12 protein-coding genes are annotated in these 16,978 nt (G+C 68.0%); 2 read left to right on the top strand and 10 right to left on the bottom strand.

The window, feature by feature from the left end; all coding sequences use genetic code 11:
• Positions 1-197 precede the first annotated feature (197 nt).
• Positions 198-1,958: an ABC transporter ATP-binding protein/permease gene (locus R1Z03_RS08400; protein WP_317358638.1), complete on the top strand. Its 1,761-nt coding sequence runs from the start codon at positions 198-200 to the stop codon at positions 1,956-1,958.
• Between the two features lie 104 nt (positions 1,959-2,062).
• Here R1Z03_RS08400 and typA read toward each other — a convergent pair whose 3' ends face one another.
• The 9 genes from typA to R1Z03_RS08355 all read right to left on the bottom strand — a co-directional run bounded on the left by typA (position 2,063) and on the right by R1Z03_RS08355 (position 13,068).
• Positions 2,063-3,883: a translational GTPase TypA gene (typA, locus tag R1Z03_RS08395; protein WP_272568713.1), complete on the bottom strand. Its 1,821-nt coding sequence runs from the start codon at positions 3,881-3,883 to the stop codon at positions 2,063-2,065.
• Positions 3,880-4,869 carry a tRNA pseudouridine(55) synthase TruB gene (gene truB / locus R1Z03_RS08390; protein WP_317358634.1) on the bottom strand — a complete coding sequence of 330 codons (990 nt, stop codon included), beginning with the start codon at positions 4,867-4,869 and terminating at the stop codon, positions 3,880-3,882. Before truB ends, typA begins: the two co-directional genes overlap by 4 nt.
• A gap of 89 nt (positions 4,870-4,958) precedes the next feature.
• Positions 4,959-5,330, bottom strand: a complete 372-nt coding sequence (gene rbfA / locus R1Z03_RS08385; RefSeq protein WP_272568711.1) for a 30S ribosome-binding factor RbfA — start codon at positions 5,328-5,330, stop codon at positions 4,959-4,961.
• Positions 5,331-5,345: 15 nt separating this feature from the next.
• On the bottom strand, positions 5,346-8,195 hold the full coding sequence (gene infB / locus R1Z03_RS08380; RefSeq protein ID WP_272568710.1) for a translation initiation factor IF-2: 2,850 nt from the start codon (positions 8,193-8,195) through the stop codon (positions 5,346-5,348).
• Positions 8,196-8,218: 23 nt separating this feature from the next.
• The gene (gene nusA / locus R1Z03_RS08375; RefSeq protein WP_272568708.1) at positions 8,219-9,703 is read right to left on the bottom strand and encodes a transcription termination factor NusA; all 1,485 of its coding nucleotides are present in this window, start codon (positions 9,701-9,703) and stop codon (positions 8,219-8,221) included.
• 76 nt (positions 9,704-9,779) lie between these two features.
• Complete coding sequence (rimP, locus tag R1Z03_RS08370) at positions 9,780-10,370, bottom strand: ribosome maturation factor RimP (protein WP_272568705.1); 591 nt, start codon at positions 10,368-10,370, stop codon at positions 9,780-9,782.
• 252 nt (positions 10,371-10,622) lie between these two features.
• Complete coding sequence (locus R1Z03_RS08365; protein WP_317358626.1) at positions 10,623-11,003, bottom strand: thioredoxin family protein; 381 nt, start codon at positions 11,001-11,003, stop codon at positions 10,623-10,625.
• Positions 11,004-11,020: 17 nt separating this feature from the next.
• Positions 11,021-12,304, bottom strand: a complete 1,284-nt coding sequence (locus R1Z03_RS08360) for a cytochrome c (protein WP_317358624.1) — start codon at positions 12,302-12,304, stop codon at positions 11,021-11,023.
• On the bottom strand, positions 12,301-13,068 hold the full coding sequence (locus R1Z03_RS08355; protein WP_317358621.1) for a c-type cytochrome: 768 nt from the start codon (positions 13,066-13,068) through the stop codon (positions 12,301-12,303). Before R1Z03_RS08355 ends, R1Z03_RS08360 begins: the two co-directional genes overlap by 4 nt.
• Positions 13,069-13,235: 167 nt before the next feature.
• On the opposite strand from R1Z03_RS08355, the gene R1Z03_RS08350 reads away from it, so the two are divergent.
• The gene (locus R1Z03_RS08350; protein ID WP_317358619.1) at positions 13,236-14,726 is read left to right on the top strand and encodes a PLP-dependent aminotransferase family protein; all 1,491 of its coding nucleotides are present in this window, start codon (positions 13,236-13,238) and stop codon (positions 14,724-14,726) included.
• A gap of 47 nt (positions 14,727-14,773) precedes the next feature.
• On the opposite strand, the gene R1Z03_RS08345 is transcribed toward R1Z03_RS08350, so the two are convergent.
• Entirely contained in the window at positions 14,774-16,867 is a 2,094-nt protein-coding gene (locus R1Z03_RS08345) for an alpha/beta hydrolase domain-containing protein (RefSeq protein ID WP_317360308.1), read from the bottom strand.
• Positions 16,868-16,978: the final 111 nt, after the last annotated feature.

Here is a 16,978-nt window from a genome sequence, read left to right as displayed (position 1 = left end):
CGGCCGGCCCGGGCAGAATCTTAGGGCCTGTGACGCTCAGCGAATGTCAGGCGGTGGACAGGTGCCGGCCTCACGCACGCAGCAGCGCACGCCACAGCGCACGCAGCGACCCACGGGAGCGCGTTTAAGGCCCGGCTAAGCCAGCCGCCCGGCGCGCGCGGCACACTGGCCATCCCCCCACAACGATCGCGCCCTCGATGCCCCATCCCCCGCTTGCCAAGACGTCCGCCTGGTCACTGATCCGCCCCTACTGGTTCTCGCAGGAGCGCTGGCCCGCGCGGGGCCTGCTGGCATTGATCGTGGCGATGAACCTGGGCATCGTGTACATCAACGTGCGCATCAACGCCTGGAGCGCGGACTTCTTCAACGCCCTGGAGGCGCGGGACACTGCCCGTTTCGGCCCCCTGCTGCTGCTGTTCACCGGGCTGGCGCTGGCCTACATCGTCCTGGCCGTGTATGCGCTGTACTTCAAGCAGATGCTGGGCTTTCGCTGGCGCCGGTGGCTCACGACCGACTACCTGCAGCGGTGGCTGCACGGCAACGCGTTCTACCGCATCGAGCGCGACCGGCTGGCCGACAACCCGGACCAGCGCATCGCCGATGACCTGAGCAGCCTGGCGACCACCACCCTCGCGCTGACGCTGGACCTGCTGTCCACGGTAGTCACCCTCGGTTCATTCGTTGTCATCCTCTGGTCGGTGGGCGGGCCGCTGCTGGTGCATGTGGCGGGCTACAGCGCCACCATTCCGGGCTACATGGTCTGGGCCGCTGCGGCCTATGCCCTGGTGGGCTCGGTCGCCATGCAGGCCTTCGGCCACCGCCTCGTGGCCGTGAACTACCGCCAGCAGCAGGTGGAGGCGCACTTCCGCTTCGGCCTGGTGCGGGTGCGCGAAAACGCGGAACCCATTGCGCTGTACGACGGCGCACGGGCCGAAGCCGCCCAGTCCGCCACCCTGTTCGGCCGCATCCAGGACAACTGGCGGATGGTGATGCGCTACACCAAGCGCCTCACGCTGGTGAACTCGCTGTACGCGCAGGTGGCCGTGGTACTGCCGCTCGCGCTGGCGGCGCCGCGGTACTTCGCGGGCGCCTACAGCTTCGGGGTGCTGATGCAGATCAGCCGGGCCTTCGACACGGTGAGCGGAGCGATGTCCTGGTTCATCAACAGCTACGGCACGCTGGCGGAATGGCGCGCCACGGTGAACCGGCTGGCCGAGCTGCGCGACGTGCTCGCCACCGTGCCTGCCACGCCGTCCGAAGGAATCCAGTGGCGAGCCGGGGACGGCTCCGTGCTGGCGACGCACGGCCTGCAACTGGCCCTGCCCGGCGGCGCCACGCTGCTTCGCGTGCCCGACCTGCGCATCGCACCCGGCGAGCGCTGGCTGCTGCGGGGCCCCTCCGGAACGGGCAAGAGCACCCTGCTGCGCGCGCTGGCCGGCCTGTGGGACTTCGGCAGCGGCACCATCGAGCGGCCGCGCGCGCGGATGCTCTTCGTGCCGCAGCGCAGCTACCTGCCGATGGGAAGCCTGGCCGATGCGCTCGCCTACCCGGACACGGCCGGCGAACACCCCGAAGCGCAGGTGCGCGAGGCACTGCAGGCGGTGGGGCTCGCACCGTTCAGCGGCCTGCTCGGCGAGGTGGCGCCCTGGGCCCAGCGCCTGTCGCCCGGCGAGCAGCAGCGCCTGGCCTTCGCGCGCGTGCTGCTGCAGCAACCCGAATGGGTGCTGCTGGACGAGGCCACCAGCGCGCTGGACCCGGCGGCCGAGCGCATGCTCTACACGCTGCTGGCCGAGCGCCTGCCTGCCTCCACGGTCATCAGCGTGGGCCACCGGGACGCGCTGGCCGACTTCCATGCGCGCGAATGCGTGCTGGCGCCGAGCCACGCACCGCAGGCGATCGCCACCTCCACCCTGCCCGGGCAGGGCGCCCCAGCCGGGGAGACCGCCCTGCCTGCCTGAGCCCTGGGGCACCGCAGGAAGGGCAACGAGAAAAAGAAAAAGGCACCTTGCGGTGCCTTTCTCGAAGCCAGCGAAGGGGATCGAATCCCCCTCACACTCATCGGTCAGCGGCCGGCGCGCTTGCGCTCGTTTTCCGTCAGGAAGCGCTTGCGCAGGCGCACGCTCTTGGGCGTGATCTCGACCAGTTCGTCGTCCTCGATGAACTCCACGCCGTATTCCAGCGTGAGGTCGATCGGGGGCGTGATCTTGATCGCGTCTTCCTTGCCGGAGACGCGGAAGTTGGTCAGCTGCTTGGTGCGCGTGGCGTTCACGATCAGGTCGTTGTCGCGGCTATGGATGCCGACGATCATGCCTTCGTACACCGGGTCGTTCGCCTTCACGAACATGCGGCCGCGGTCGTCCAGCTTGCCCAGGGCGTAGGTGAAGATTTCACCGTCGTCCATGGAGATCAGCACGCCGTTCTTGCGGCCGCCGATGGCGCCCTTGTGCGGTTCGTAGCTGTCGAAGATGTTGGAGATCAGGCCCGAGCCGCGCGTCAGGTTCAGGAATTCGTTGGTGAAACCGATCAGGCCACGGGCCGGAATGCGGTACTCCAGGCGCACGCGGCCACGGCCGTCCGACTCCATGTTCACCAGTTCGCCCTTGCGCTCGCCCAGGGCCTGCATTACGCCGCCCTGGTGGGTTTCTTCGATGTCGGCCGTCACCAGCTCGATCGGCTCGTGCTTTTCGCCGTTGATGTCGCGGAACACCACGCGCGGCTTGGACACGGCCAGCTCATAGCCTTCGCGGCGCATGTTTTCCAGCAGGATGGTCAAGTGCAGTTCGCCACGGCCCATCACCTCGAAGATGCCTTCTTCGTCGGTTTCCTTCACGCGCAGGGCCACGTTGTGCTGCAGTTCCTTTTGCAGGCGGTCCCAGATCTGGCGGCTGGTCACGAACTTGCCTTCGCGGCCGGCCAGGGGCGAGGTGTTCACGCAGAAGTTCATGGTCAGCGTGGGTTCGTCCACCTTGAGCATGGGCAGCGGTGCGGGATTGGAGGGGTCGGTCACGGTCACGCCGATGCCGATGTCCTCGATGCCGTTGATCAGCACGATGTCGCCCGGGCCGGCCAGGGGCGTCTGCATGCGGTCCAGGCCCTGGAAGGTCAGCACCTGGTTGATGCGGCCCTTGACGCTCTTGCCCTCGGGGCCTTCCATCACCAGCACGTCCTGGCCGGGCTTCACGGTGCCCTGGCTGATGCGGCCCACGCCGATGCGGCCCACGAAGGTGGAGAAATCGAGCGCCGAGATCTGCAGCTGCAGCGGAGCGGTCGGGTCACCCGAGTTCGGCGGCACGTGCTTGAGGATGGTGTTGAACAGGGCCGACATGTCGGGGCCCCACTGCTCACCGGGAGCGCCTTCTTCCAGCGAAGACCAGCCATTGATGCCCGAGGCATACACCACGGGGAAGTCGAGTTGCTCGTCGGTCGCGCCCAGCTTGTCGAACAGGTCGAACGCGGCGTTCACCACCTTGTCGGGGTTGGCACCGGGCTTGTCCACCTTGTTCACGACCAGGATCGGGCGCAGGCCCAGGGCCAGGGCCTTCTTGGTCACGAAACGCGTCTGGGGCATGGGCCCTTCTTGCGCGTCGATCAGCAGCACCACGCTGTCTACCATGGACAGGGCACGTTCCACTTCGCCGCCGAAGTCCGCGTGGCCCGGGGTGTCGACGATGTTGATGTGCGTGCCTTCCCAGCTCACGGCGCAGTTCTTGGCCAGGATGGTGATGCCCCGCTCTTTTTCGATGGCGTTGTTGTCCATCACGGTATCGACGACCTTTTCGTGGTCGGCGAAGGTGCCGGACTGGCGCAGCAGCTGGTCGACCATGGTGGTTTTGCCGTGGTCAACGTGCGCGATGATGGCGATATTGCGGATTTGTTTGCTCATAGTGCTTCCAATATGCCGCGCTCTACCTGCGGCGTGCTTTCTAGAATCTGTTGAATTTCCAAGGGGCTCAGGAGCCGGTCGGGCACCAGTTCACCCGCAGTGGTGTGGCCCACGCCCAGCAGGGCATGGGGATCGTCTCCGAAGACCGCGACCGCGGGCGCATCGGGCCAGGGGCCGCGGCGGCGCACACCGGACAGGAACCGCCCGGCATTCTCGCTGTCCAGCGTGACACGCACATGCTGTGCCAGCAGGATCTCGGCGGGGTGCACGCAGGCCATGCGCTCACCCTCGTCCATCGCCTCCAGCGCGGCCAGTGTGACGCAGCGCTCCACGCCCAGCCCGCCGGTGTCGATGCGCCGCAGGAACGTGAGGTGCGCGCCGCAACCGAGCGCGGCACCGATGTCCTCGCCCAGCGTGCGGATGTAGGTGCCCTTGCTGCAGGTCACTATTATTTTGATAGCATAACGCCCTAGTGTTTCTTGCACTGGAGCCAGTTTCAATGCATGGATGACCACGGCGCGCGCCTCGCGCTCCACGGCAATGCCGGCGCGTGCGTACTCGTACAGCGCCTTGCCGTCTTTCTTGAGCGCGCTGTGCATGGGCGGCACCTGGCGGATCGGTCCCGTGAACTGGCGTTGCACCTCGGCCAGGCGCTCGGGCGTGAGCTGCGCCGGATCAACCTCGCGCTGCGCCAGCACCTCGCCCTCGGCGTCGCCGGTGGTGGTGGTCGTCCCCAGCAGGGCGATGGCCTCGTAGGTCTTGGGAGCGTCCAGCTGCAGCTGGCTGAACTTGGTCGCCGCGCCGAAGCACAGCGGCAGCACGCCCGTCGCGAGGGGATCGAGCGTACCGGTGTGGCCCGCCTTCTCGGCCCGCAGCAGCCACTTGGCCTTCTGCAGGGCATCGTTGCTCGACAGGCCCAGCGGTTTGTCGAGCAGCAGCACGCCATGCACCGGACGCCGCTGGATGCGGGTGCGAGGCGCGCGCACCGCACCGCCACGCGGCCCGTTCGCTGCGTGCAAATCGCTGCCCCCCAAGGGGGCACTCGCTCCCTGGGGCGGCCCGTCGGTATGCATGCTCAGTCTTCTTGGGCGCGCGAAGAAACCGCCTTGGCGATCAAGGCGTTCATGTCGGCCGCACGCTCGGTGGTGCGGTCGAACACGAAGTGCAGCGTGGGCACGGTGTGGATGTGCAGGCGCTTGAACAGGCCGTTGCGCAGGAAGCCCGCGGCCTGGTTCAGCGCCACCTGCGTGGCTTCGGGGTCACCGATCAGCACGCTGAAGAAGACCTTGGCATGCGCGTAGTCGGGAGTCACCTCCACGGCCTGCAGCGTCACCATGCCCACGCGCGGATCTTTCAATTCGCGCGCGATCAGCTCCGTCAGATCGCGCTGGATCTGATCGGCGACCTTGAAGCCGCGGTTGGGGGTGGAGGATTTCTTCGCAGCCATGTCGAGCCTCGGGCCTTACAGCGTCCGCGCGATTTCCTTGATGTCGAAGAACTCCAGCTGATCACCTTCCTTGATGTCGTTGTAGTTCTTGAGCTTGATACCGCACTCGAAGCCTTCCTTGACTTCCTTGACATCGTCCTTGAGGCGCTTGACCGAGTCGACTTCGCCCGTGTAGACCACCACGTTGTCGCGCAGCAGGCGGAAGCGTGCGTTGCGATGGACCATGCCCGAGGTGATATACGAACCGGCAATCGTGCCGATCTTCGTGGCCACGAACACCGTGCGGATCTCGGCCGTGCCGATGACTTCCTCGCGCTGCTCGGGGGCCAGCATGCCGGACATGGCGACCTTCAACTCGTCCACGGCGTCATAGATGATGCTGTAGTAGTGCAGGTCGACGCCGTTGCTCTCAGCCGTCTTGCGCGCGCCAGCATCGGCACGCACGTTGAAGCCGATCACGATGGCCTTGGAGGCGATCGCCAGGTTGATGTCGGACTCGCTGATACCGCCCACGCCCGCATACACGAGCTGGACCTTGATCTCGTCCGTGGACAGCTTGAGCAGCGACTGCGACAGCGCTTCCTGCGAACCCTGCACGTCGGCCTTGACGATGATGGGCAGGTACTTGACCTCGCCCGCCGTCATGTCGGCGAACATGTTCTCCAGCTTGGCGGCTTGCTGCTTGGCCAGCTTGGTGTTGCGGAACTTGCCGGCGCGGTAGGTGGCGATTTCGCGGGCCCGGCGTTCGTCGCCCAGCACCATGAATTCGTCGCCGGCCTGCGGCACTTCCGTCAGACCCTGGATTTCCACCGGGATCGACGGGCCGGCCGATTTGGCGACCTTGCCGTTTTCGTCCAGCATGGCGCGCACGCGGCCGTAGGTCTGGCCTGCCAGCACCACATCGCCGACCTTCAGCGTACCGGACTGCACCAGCACCGTGGCCACGGGGCCGCGACCCTTGTCCAGCTCGGCTTCGATCACGAGGCCCTTGGCCATCGCATCGACCGGGGCACGCAGTTCCAGCACTTCGGCCTGCAGCAGCACCTGCTCCAGCAGGTCGTCGATGCCCATGCCGGTCTTGGAGGACACGGGCACGAAAGGCGAATCGCCGCCGTACTCTTCGGGCACGACCTGCTCGGCCACCAGTTCCTGCTTGACGCGGTCGGGGTTGGCATCGGGCTTGTCGGACTTGGTGATCGCGACCACCATGGGCACACCGGCCGCCTTCGCGTGCTTGATGGCTTCCTTGGTCTGCGGCATGACGCCGTCGTCGGCCGCCACCACCAGGATGACGATGTCGGTGGCCTGCGCACCGCGGGCCCGCATGGCGGTGAATGCCTCGTGGCCCGGGGTGTCCAGGAACGAGATCATGCCGCGCGGCGTTTCCACGTGGTAGGCACCGATGTGCTGCGTGATGCCGCCGGCTTCGCCCGCGGCCACCTTGGCACGGCGGATGTAATCCAGCAGCGAGGTCTTGCCGTGGTCCACGTGGCCCATGACGGTGACCACCGGAGCGCGCCAGACCGATTCGGCCTGGGCACCCGCCACGTCGTCGTTGGTGAAGGCTTCCGGATCGTCCAGCGCCGCCACCACGGCCTTGTGGCCCATTTCTTCCACCACGATCATGGCGGTGTCCTGGTCCAGCGGCTGGTTGATGGTGACCATCTGGCCCATCTTCATCAGCGCCTTGATGACTTCGGACGCCTTGATCGACATCTTGTGCGCGAGCTCGGACACCGTGATGGTTTCGGGCACGTGCACTTCGATGATGCGGGCTTCCACCGGAGCCGATTGCTGGTGATGGTGGTCGTCGCGCTCGTTGCGGCGGCCACGGGGACCCCCGCGCCAGTTGTTGCGACCCACGCCGCCACTGCTGTCGCCGCGCGTCTTGATTTCCTTCTTCTTGGCAGGATCGCCGGCCCAGCTGGACGACAGCTTGGCGGACTTGACCTCCTTGTTGCCGCCGGCGGGCGCGGCCGGTGCACGGGCACCCGGCGCAGCGGCCGGCTTGTGCAGCGTGCCCTTCTTGGCATCGGCACCGGCGGGCTTGGCGGCCGCGGGAGCCGGCTTGGGCTCCTCGGGCTTCTTGGCCACGAGCACCTTCTTGGGTGCGGCCATCATGGCGCGGATCGCCTCGGCTTCGGCCAGGGCCTTGCGGCGGCGTTCGTCCAGATCGACGGCGCGCGCGGTTTCCTCGGCCGCACGGGCCTTGGATTCCTCTTCGGCCTTGGCGCGGGCTTCAGCCTGAGCGGCCTGGCGTGCACTGGCTTCCGCCGCCTGCTCGCGTGAGGCCTCCTGCTTTTCCGCCTGCATCTGGGCCTTGCGGCTTTGCTCCTGCGCGGCGTAGGCAGCGGCACGCTCTTCGGCTTCGCGCTCGCGCTGTTCGCGGGCTTCCCGCTCGCGGCGCTTTTCGTTCAGCTCGGCTTCCTGGTGGCCGATCAGCTCGGCCTGGCGACGCGCTTCCTCTTCGCGGCGCACGAGGTCCTGCGATTCCGGAGACATCACGGTTTCCGCGGCTTCGGCAGCCTCGTCGGAGCCGGCGTCGGAGGCGCCCTCGCCCCCTTCGTCGCGCTTGATGAAAGTGCGCTTCTTGCGCACTTCCACCTGGATCGTGCGCGCCTTGCCGGTGGCATCGGCCTGCTTGATCTCGCTGGTGGATTTTTTCGTCAAGGTGATCTTCTTGCGATCGGCCGAGGCGGTGCCGTGGCTGGCCTGCAGGAAGGCCAGCAGCTTTTGCTTGTCCGTTTCGGTCAAGGCATCGGTCGGGGCGGCCTTGGCCACCCCGGCAGACTTGAGCTGGTCGAGCAAGGTTTCTGGCGATTTCTTGAGTTCAGTGGCGAACTCGGCGACTGTGTTACTGGACATATTTGGTTCGTACCTCCCCTGACCTACTCTTGCCCCGCGAACCAATGTTCGCGCGCCTTCATGATCAAGGCTTTGGCATCTTCTTCAGACTGGCCGGTCAGGGCGGTCAGTTCGTCAAGGCCTAAGTCGGCCAGATCATCCCGGGTGTTCACGCCGCCTTCGGCGAGCTTGCCGATCAACTCGGGCGTGAGGCCCTCGAGATCGCGCAGGTTCTGCGAAACGCCGTCCACGCTTTCCTCTCGGGCAATTTCCATGGTGAGCAGCGCATCCTTGGCGCGGGCACGCAGCTCGTTCACGGTTTCTTCGTCGAAGCTTTCGATCTCCAGCATTTCCTGCAGCGGCACGTAGGCCACCTCTTCGAGGCTGGCGAAGCCTTCCTCGATCAGGATGTTGGCGATTTCCTCGTCCACATCGAGCTTTTCCATGAACAGCTTGCGGGCCGTGTCGGTCTCGTTGGCCTGCTTTTGCGCGCTTTCAGCCGCGTCCATGATGTTGATCTTCCAACCCGTCAGGTCGGAAGCCAGGCGCACATTCTGACCGCCGCGGCCGATGGCGATGGCGAGGTTTTCCTCGTCCACCACCACGTCCATGGCGTGTTTCTCTTCGTCCACCACGATGGACGACACGTTGGCCGGCGCCAGCGCGCCGATCACGAACTGGGCGGGGTCTTCCGACCACAGCACGATGTCCACCCGCTCGCCGGCCAGCTCGTTGGTGACGGCGTTGACACGCGTGCCACGCACGCCCACGCAGGTGCCGATGGGATCGACGCGCTTGTCGTGCGACAGCACCGCGATCTTGGCGCGGCTGCCGGCATCGCGCGCGCAGCTCTTGATCTCCAGCAGGCCCTGCTCGATCTCGGGCACTTCGTTGCGAAACAGCTCGATCATGAACTCGGGCGCCGAGCGCGAGAGGATGATGGGCGCGCCGCGCAGCGTCAGGTCCACTTCCATGATCATGGCGCGCACGCGGTCGCCATTGCGAAGGTTTTCCTTGGGGATCATCTCGGAGCGGCGCAGGCGGCCTTCCACCCGGCCCGACTCGACGATGATGTCGCCCTTGTCCATGCGCTTGACGGTGCCGGTGAAGATCTTTTCGCCGCGCGACATGAAGTCGTTGAGCAGCATCTCGCGCTCGGCGTCGCGGATCTTCTGCAGGATGACCTGCTTGGCAGCCATGGCGCCGATGCGGCCGATCGGCACGGAATCGACGCCTTCTTCGATGAATTCACCCACTTCGATGTCGGCGATGCGCTCGCGGGCATCCATCAGCAGCTCTTCGGCTTCGGGGTTCTGCAGACCGGCGTCGTCGGGCACGACGAGCCAGCGACGGAAAGTCTCGTAGTTGCCGCTGTCACGGTCGATGGCGACACGGATGTCCACTTCGCCTTGGTACAGCTTCTTCGTGGCCTGGGCAAGGGCCAATTCGACGGCGCCAAAGACCACATCGCGCTCCACGTTCTTCTCACGCGAAATGGCTTCGACCAACATCAACAGTTCGCGATTCATGCGACGACTCTCCTATTTTTCAATCTCTTGAAGGCCGCCGCGCCACGCGCGCCAACCTTTGTATTCGTTCGGTGTGTCAGGCCTGGACCGGCCCGTCTTTGGATCCCCGCCCCTTGAAATCGACGATGGACGCCAGGCGCGCATCGCGCAGTTCGTCCAGCGTGAAACCCAGCGCTTGCAGCGGCGCCGGTACCCGTTTCTTGCTGACCCGCTGGCCAGGCTTCACGGGCGGCTCCTCGCTCCAGACGACCTGCCATCCACCGGCTTCGGTACGCTCCAGCGTGCCGCGGAATTTCTTGCGGTTGGCATTGACCTGCCCGCCGCCAGCCTCGCCGATGGGCGCCTTGAGCGTGAGGTCCACCATGTGCCCGGTGAAACGGATGAAATCCTGCTCGTGACGCAGAGGGCGATCAATGCCGGGCGAGGAGATCTCCAGCCGCTTGTACTCGACGCCATCCACTTCCAGCGCGAACTGCAGTTGCCGCGTGACCTTTTCGCAGTCTTCCACGGTGACGAACTGCTCGGGCAGCACGGGCTCGCCCTCCACGGGCGCCTGCCAGGGCAAATCGATGGTGATGCGCAGCAGGCCGCCGGCGGAGCGCTCGATCTCCACCAGGTCATAGCCCAGCCCGGTCACGGTTTGTTCAACGATCTGCTGCAATGCCACGTGTTGTTCTGTTCAGTATCCAGAAGTACAAAAAACCCGATAACCACCTAGGACCTTCCAGGGCAGCTTCGAGCTCCAAAAGCGAACGGCCAAAAAAAACGGGCGGTAGGTACCCGCCCGTTTGGTCGTGAAGATGCAATTGTAGCCTGTCGCGCGCCGCTTTGCAAAGGCGGCGGCATGCAATTTGCATTGGCGCCACAGGCGTACCGGCCGACCCTGCGGCGAGCGAGCGAAAAGCCCGGCGGTTCTCCGCTATCCACGGGCTGCGCGCACCCGTTCGATCAGCGCCTGGGCCTGCGGATCCCGCCCTGCCGGAGGCTGGGATGCCAGGCTGTCGAGCAACCGCGAAAGCACCCCGGACTGGGGCAGCAGCGGACCGAGAAAGCGCGCGCCGGCTGGATCGGCGATGAGCAGGGTCGGGAAGGTTTCCACGTCCAGATCGCCGGCCAGGTCTTCCTCGTCTTCGATGTCCACCCAGACGAAGCGGGCCTGCGGATGGGCTTGCGCCACGGTGTCGAACACCGCCCGGTATTCGCGGCACGCACCGCACCAGCCGGCGCACAGGCAGACGACCCACCAGCCGGAGGTCGCGCTTGAGAGGGATATGTCGGGAGAGGCGGCCGGTGCGTGCATGGAAGAAAGGATGGTGCTCAGGGATGGCGCCCCTCGCGGGCGCGGTAGATGTCCATCGTACCCACACTGGCCGCCCGGTTGCCCCAGGCGTTGCGAACATAGGTCGATACCGCCGCCACGTCGTCGTCACCCAGCACGTGCCGGAACGGCGGCATGCCGTAGGGACGCGGGTTGCCGGCCGTGGTGGGCGGGTAACCGCCCAGGAGCACCATGCGCACCAGATTGGTCGGATTTTCCATGGTCGCGGCGCGGTTTCCTGCCAGTGCGGGAAACGCCCCAGGCCGGCCCTCGCCGCGCTCTCCGTGGCATTGCGCGCAATGTTGCGAATACACGGCAGCGCCCCGCTCCATGGCCGAAGCGGACGGGGGTACCACCGCCGGCGCCGGGCGTTCGTGTGCGGGCAGCGCGCGCAGGTAGACCGCCATGGCGCCCAGGTCGGCGTCGTTCAGGTATTGGGTGCTGCGGAACACCACCTCGGCCATGGGCCCGGTGACCGACCCGCGCGGCGCCACGCCGGTGCGCAACAGCGCCACCACGTCTTCCTGCGGCCATCCGGCCACACCCGCCTCAACGGCGGCGTTGAGGGCCGGGGCATACCAGTTCTGTACCGGGATGAGCCCGCCGCGGAACGCCTGCGACTCGCTCGTCGCGCCGAAGGCGTTGCGCGGGCTGTGGCAGGCCGCGCAGTGGCCCAGGCCCTGCACGAGGTAGGCACCCCGGTTCCATTCGGCCGACTGCTGCGGATCGGGCGCCAGCGTGCCGGGCCGGAAGAACAGCGCGCGCCAGCCGGCCAGCGCGGCCTGCGTGCTGAACGGGAACGCCAGCGCATGCGGCGTGTTGGTGCGCTGCACGGCCGGCAGGCTGCGCAGGTAGGCGTAGATCGCGTCGGAATCCTCGCGCGTGACGTGGGTGTAGTTGGGGTAGGGAAACGCGGGGTACAGCAGCCGGCCGTCCCGAGACCGGCCGTGGTGCATCGCGCGCCAGAACTCCGCCGCTGTCCAGCGCCCCAGGCCGGTTTCGGCGTCGGGCGTGAGGTTGCTGGCGAACACCACGCCGAACGGCGTCTCCACGCCCCGGCCTCCGGCGAACGGCGCCCCGCCCTGCGCGGTGTGGCACGACATGCAATTGCCCGCACGCGCCAGGTTTTCGCCGCGCTGCACGGCCTGCGGCGCGGGCTGGGCCAGGGGCACGTCCTGCGGCGGCAAGGGCGCTTCGCCGCGCAGGTTCAGGTACACCACCACGGCGCACGCCAACGCGCCCAGCAGCACCAGGCCGGCCAGCCCTTTCAGCGCGCGCTTCATCGCAAGCCCCCCAATGCGCCCGTGCCGGCAGCGGCCACGCCGCCGCAGGGCATCGGCAGCCGGCCGGGCAAGGCAGCGGCAGGCCGAGCGTCGGCGGGCACGGCCTGCGCGGACAGCCAGGCGGTGACCGCACTCACGTCTTCGGGTGCCAGCTGGCGGGCCACATGGGCCATGCAATCGGGCGCCTGGGCACGCCGCTGGCCGGTCTGCCAGGCGCCAATCTGGCTGTTGAGGTAATCGCGCGGCAATCCCAGCAGGCCCGGAATCGCCGGTGCCACGCCGGTCATGGCGGACCCATGGCACTGCACGCAGGCCGGAATGCCCAGCGCCGCATCCCCCTGGCGCACCAGCGTGCGCCCGCGCTCCAGGGCCGCAGGAGTCGCCTGGGTCGGGGGCGGCGGCGTGTAGGGCAGGTCCAGCGCGGCGAAATGCGCGGCGATCTCGCGCAGGTAGTCGTCAGTCATGTGCTCCAGCAGGTAGGCCATTTGCGGATAGCTGCGGCGGCCGTCCCGAAAATTGAGCAGTTGGTGGTAGAGGTAGCCCGCCGGCTTGCCGGCGATGCGCGGAAAGTAGCCCTCCTGGGTGGCGCGCCCTTCCCGGCCGTGGCAGGCGGTGCAAGCCAGCACGCGGTCGCCCAGGGCAGGAGCGGCCGGCCCGTCGGCAGGGGCCGCCGCGGCGGCCGGCCCCGCCGCCGTCAGCAGCGCCAGCAGCGACACGAGGGCCAGCAAGGCCAGGCGCCCGGCTCGGCGTGCGGTTTCATTCATGGGGGATCCGATCGGACGTGGGAATGCGGCAGGTCTGCCATGGTGCGACTCTACGCACCCCGGGCAAAACAGTACAGATTCAGTTTGCCGCTAAAAATACGGATCAGTTGCATGCCGTCCACGCCGCCACGGTCCATCCACCACCCCTCCCCGGTCCGCTCCCGTCCATGAAACGCTACGAACGCCACGCCGACGCCCTCGCCCAGTTGATCCACAGCGGCGCCCTGCGCGCGGGCGATCGCATGCCCTCGGTGCGGGAAACCAGCCGGGCCCGGGGCATCAGCCCATCGACCGTGTTCGCGGCCTACGACCTGCTGGAAGCGCAGGGCCTGGTGCATGCGCGGCCGCGCTCGGGCTACTACGTGAGCCACCGGCAGCCGTCCGCCACGGACCGCGTCCCGGCCGAGCCCCAGCCTTCGGCGCCGCACGACGGCTCGCGCGGCGTGGAGATCAGCGACTTGGTGTTCGACGTGCTGGGATCGGCGCGCGACCCGCACCTGGTGCCGCTCGGGTCGGCGTTTCCGGGCCCTGAACTCTTTCCGCTGGCGCGGCTGGCGCGCTGCCTGTCCAGCGGCATGCGCCGGCTGGACCCGGCCGCCATCGTGCAGCACCTGGCGCCAGGCGACGAGCGGCTGCGCCAGCAGATCGCGCTGCGCTACGGCCTGCACGGCATGGCGGTGGATGCGGCCGAGATCGTGACCACCAACGGCGCGATGGAGGCGCTCAACCTGTGCCTGGAGGCCATCACGCAGCCGGGCGACATCGTGGTGCTGGAGTCGCCCACCTTCTACGCGGCGCTGCAGGCGCTGGAGCGGCTGCGGCTGCGCGCGGTGGAGATCACCACCCATCCGCGCGAAGGCATCGACCTGGGCGCCCTGGAACGCGCGCTGCGCGCGCACCCCGTCAAGGCCTGCTGGCTGATGCCCACGTTCCAGAACCCGCTGGGCAGCACCCTGCCCGAGGAGCGCAAGGAGGCGCTGGTGGCGCTGCTGGCCCGCCACGGCGTGCCGCTGATCGAGGACGACGTGTATGGCGAACTGCACTTCGCCCCGCGCCGCCCACCGCCGGCCAAGGCCTTCGACACCGGGGGCCAGGTGCTGCACTGCAGCTCGTTCAGCAAATGCCTGGCGCCCGGCTACCGCGTGGGCTGGGTGGCCGCGGGCCGCTTTGCCGGCGCGGTGCAGCGATTGAAGCTGATGACCACGCTCTCGACCGCCACGCCGTCGCAGCAGGCGCTGTCGGAATACCTGGACCAGGGGGGCTACGACCGGCACCTGCGCCAGCTGCGCGGCACGCTGGCGCGCCAGCAGGCGCGCGCACGGGCGCTGATCGCCGAGCACTTTCCGCCCGGCACGCGCGTGTCGCGGCCGGACGGCGGGTATTTCCTGTGGGTGGAGCTGCCCCAGTCCGTGGATGCCCTGGCCCTGCACCGCGCGGCGCTGGGCCGGGGCATCAGCCTGGCGCCGGGGCACCTCTTTTCCACCGACCGGCGCTTCTCGCACTGCGTGCGCATCAACTGCGGCCACCCGGCCGCGGCGCACTTCGACGAGGCCCTGCGCACCGTGGGCGCGCTGGCCGGCGCGCTGTGCCGAGATGGGTCCACCGGCGCCGCCACCGATTGCTATCAAATAAATAGCAACAGAGGCAATGATGACTAGGGCATCGGCACTTTTCTTTCAAACCACCGCCCCGCCATCCTTCCGCGTCAGGGAAGCACGGAAGACGACCTGGCCTTGGCCACCAGCGCATCCGCATCGCGCCGCAGCAGCAGGCGCCCGGCCACCAGTGCATCGGCCGCCTGGGTAACAGCAGCCACGTAGCCGGCCTGCGTGCCGTACAGCTCTTCCAGCGAAGGCCGCGCATCGCCCGCCGCCAGCCGCGCGGCGCGCGTCTTGTGGAAGGGAATGAAGCTGCCGGTGAGGTTGGACAGATCGGTGATGCCCGGCGTGGCCACGTAGTTGAACTCGATGCTCGTGCCCAGCGGGGCGCGCGCTTCCACGCTCTGGATGCCGACGCGGGCCAGGCCGGTGGACGGGTCCACCTGCGGCACCAGGATGGCGTAGTCGCGGCCCACGGCGCGTGGGGGCTGCAGCGTGGCGATGCCGGACTCGTCCTGCGGCACGTACTGCGGCCCGAAATCCAGCAGCGAGAAGCCGTTGTAGCGCGCCAGGTAGTCGAACGCCGGGATGGCGGTCGGCGTGCCGCCCACGTTCCAGGTCAATCCCCGCATGGCCGGATACACCAGCTTCGCGGGCGGCACCAGCGTGCCGTCGGCCACCTTGGGCACCTGGCTGGCCGGCGGCTCGGTGCCGCGCACCACCCAGTCTTCCAGCGCGATGAACAGCGCGCGGAAGGTGTCGGTGAAGTGCGCCACCGTGCCGGCCGGATAGACATTGCGCGTGGGCGCGTAGCTGATGCTTTCAGTGCCGCCCGTGCCGCCGTGCTGCGTGCTGGCGTAGTAGTAGATGCGTGCATTGGCGGGCTGGGCGAGGTCGCGCAGGCCGTTGGCATCCGTCAGCACCGGCGAGCCCTGCAGCTGCCAGAACTCGGTGCCCGACAGGCCCAGGAAGAACTTCGGGCAGGTGTCGGTGGCCGCGCAGCGCTTCATCACGCCGCCTTGCCGGCCGCTCACCTCGTCGCGGTAGTCCTTGTCCAGCCCGCGCGGCGCCGTCTGGCCGAAGGCCGTGTGGTCGGTGCGCAGCCCACCGCCGCCGCCCGGCACGGCAAAGCGCGTGTTGATGTGGGTCTGGCGCGCGGCCACGTGGGCGAACATGCCGTCGAACACCTTGCCGCCGCGCAGCGACTGGTTGAAGCCCAGGTGCAGGAAGGTCTTCATCGCGTTGCCCGACTGCGAGGTGCCCTGCCCCAGCGTGGACTGGATGCGGCCGGCGACCGGGTTGGCCCGGCCGTCGGCATCGGCCGCCGCGCTGCGGAAAAAGCTCACCGTGTCGCGCAGCGCCGCCAGGCCCACGCCCATGACCTTGGGGTCTTTCGCCACATAGACCAGCTCGTACAGGTACTGCGGATCGAAGCCGCCCTGCAGGCACACGCTGGCCGGGCTGGGCGTGCCCGGGAACGGGTTGGCGGCCGCATCGCAGGTGGCGAACTTCCACTGGCCCGCGGGCACGGGCTCGCGCGCATCGGTTTCGTTGCGCCGGCGGGTGAGCGAATAGCCGGGTTGGGTGTTGTCCAGGCTGGCGGGCTCGTACGGGATCATGGTGCCGTTGAACACGCCGCCCGGCAGCGCCATGGCGGGCACGGCGGCCGTGGGCACGAGTTCGGTGCGGTAAGGGCCGGTGATGGTGCTGCCGTCCTGGTTCCGGGCCACGGGCACCGTCACGGTCAGGCGTGCGGGCGTGCTCTTGGGCACATCGCCCTGCCAGGCCGAATACAGCATCACGTAGCCCCGCTCGAAATACACCGCATCGCCCGGCGTCGCGGCCGGGTTGGGCTGCGTGAGGATGTTGCCGCGGTTGGGCGCGTCGTAGCGCAGCACGCCGCTGGCGCGGGCCATGTCCTTGGGCTTGAGCATCACGAAGTCGGCGCTGTACTCCACCATGCCGCGCGCATTGACGGGGGCCAGTTGCAGGTCCTGGATCACCGCATTGCGCGGGTCGGCGGGATCGACCTCGCCGCGCAGGGTGCCGGTCAGTTTCTCGTAGGCGCCCACGCTGCCGTAGGTGCCCGCGACGTCCTCGGTGGCCGTGATGGACAGGCGCATCTGCGGGGCGGTGGCCGCGGGCGGGGAATCGCTGCCGCCGCAGGCGGCCAGCAGCACTGCGGCCAGCACGGGCGCCATGGCGCGCAGCCGGGGGCGACCCAGCGGGGAAATCGCGAAGGACGGGAATGTCATGGTCTTGTCTCCGGAAGGTTCTTGGGTGTTGTCGTCGGTACAGGGCAAGGCTGCGCC

The sequence above is a fragment of the Acidovorax sp. BLS4 genome (genome assembly GCF_032929295.1).
Taxonomy (GTDB): Bacteria; Pseudomonadota; Gammaproteobacteria; order Burkholderiales; family Burkholderiaceae_C; genus Paracidovorax.
Note: the sequence above shows the minus strand (reverse complement) of the source record. Positions and strands in the feature narration are given on the sequence as shown.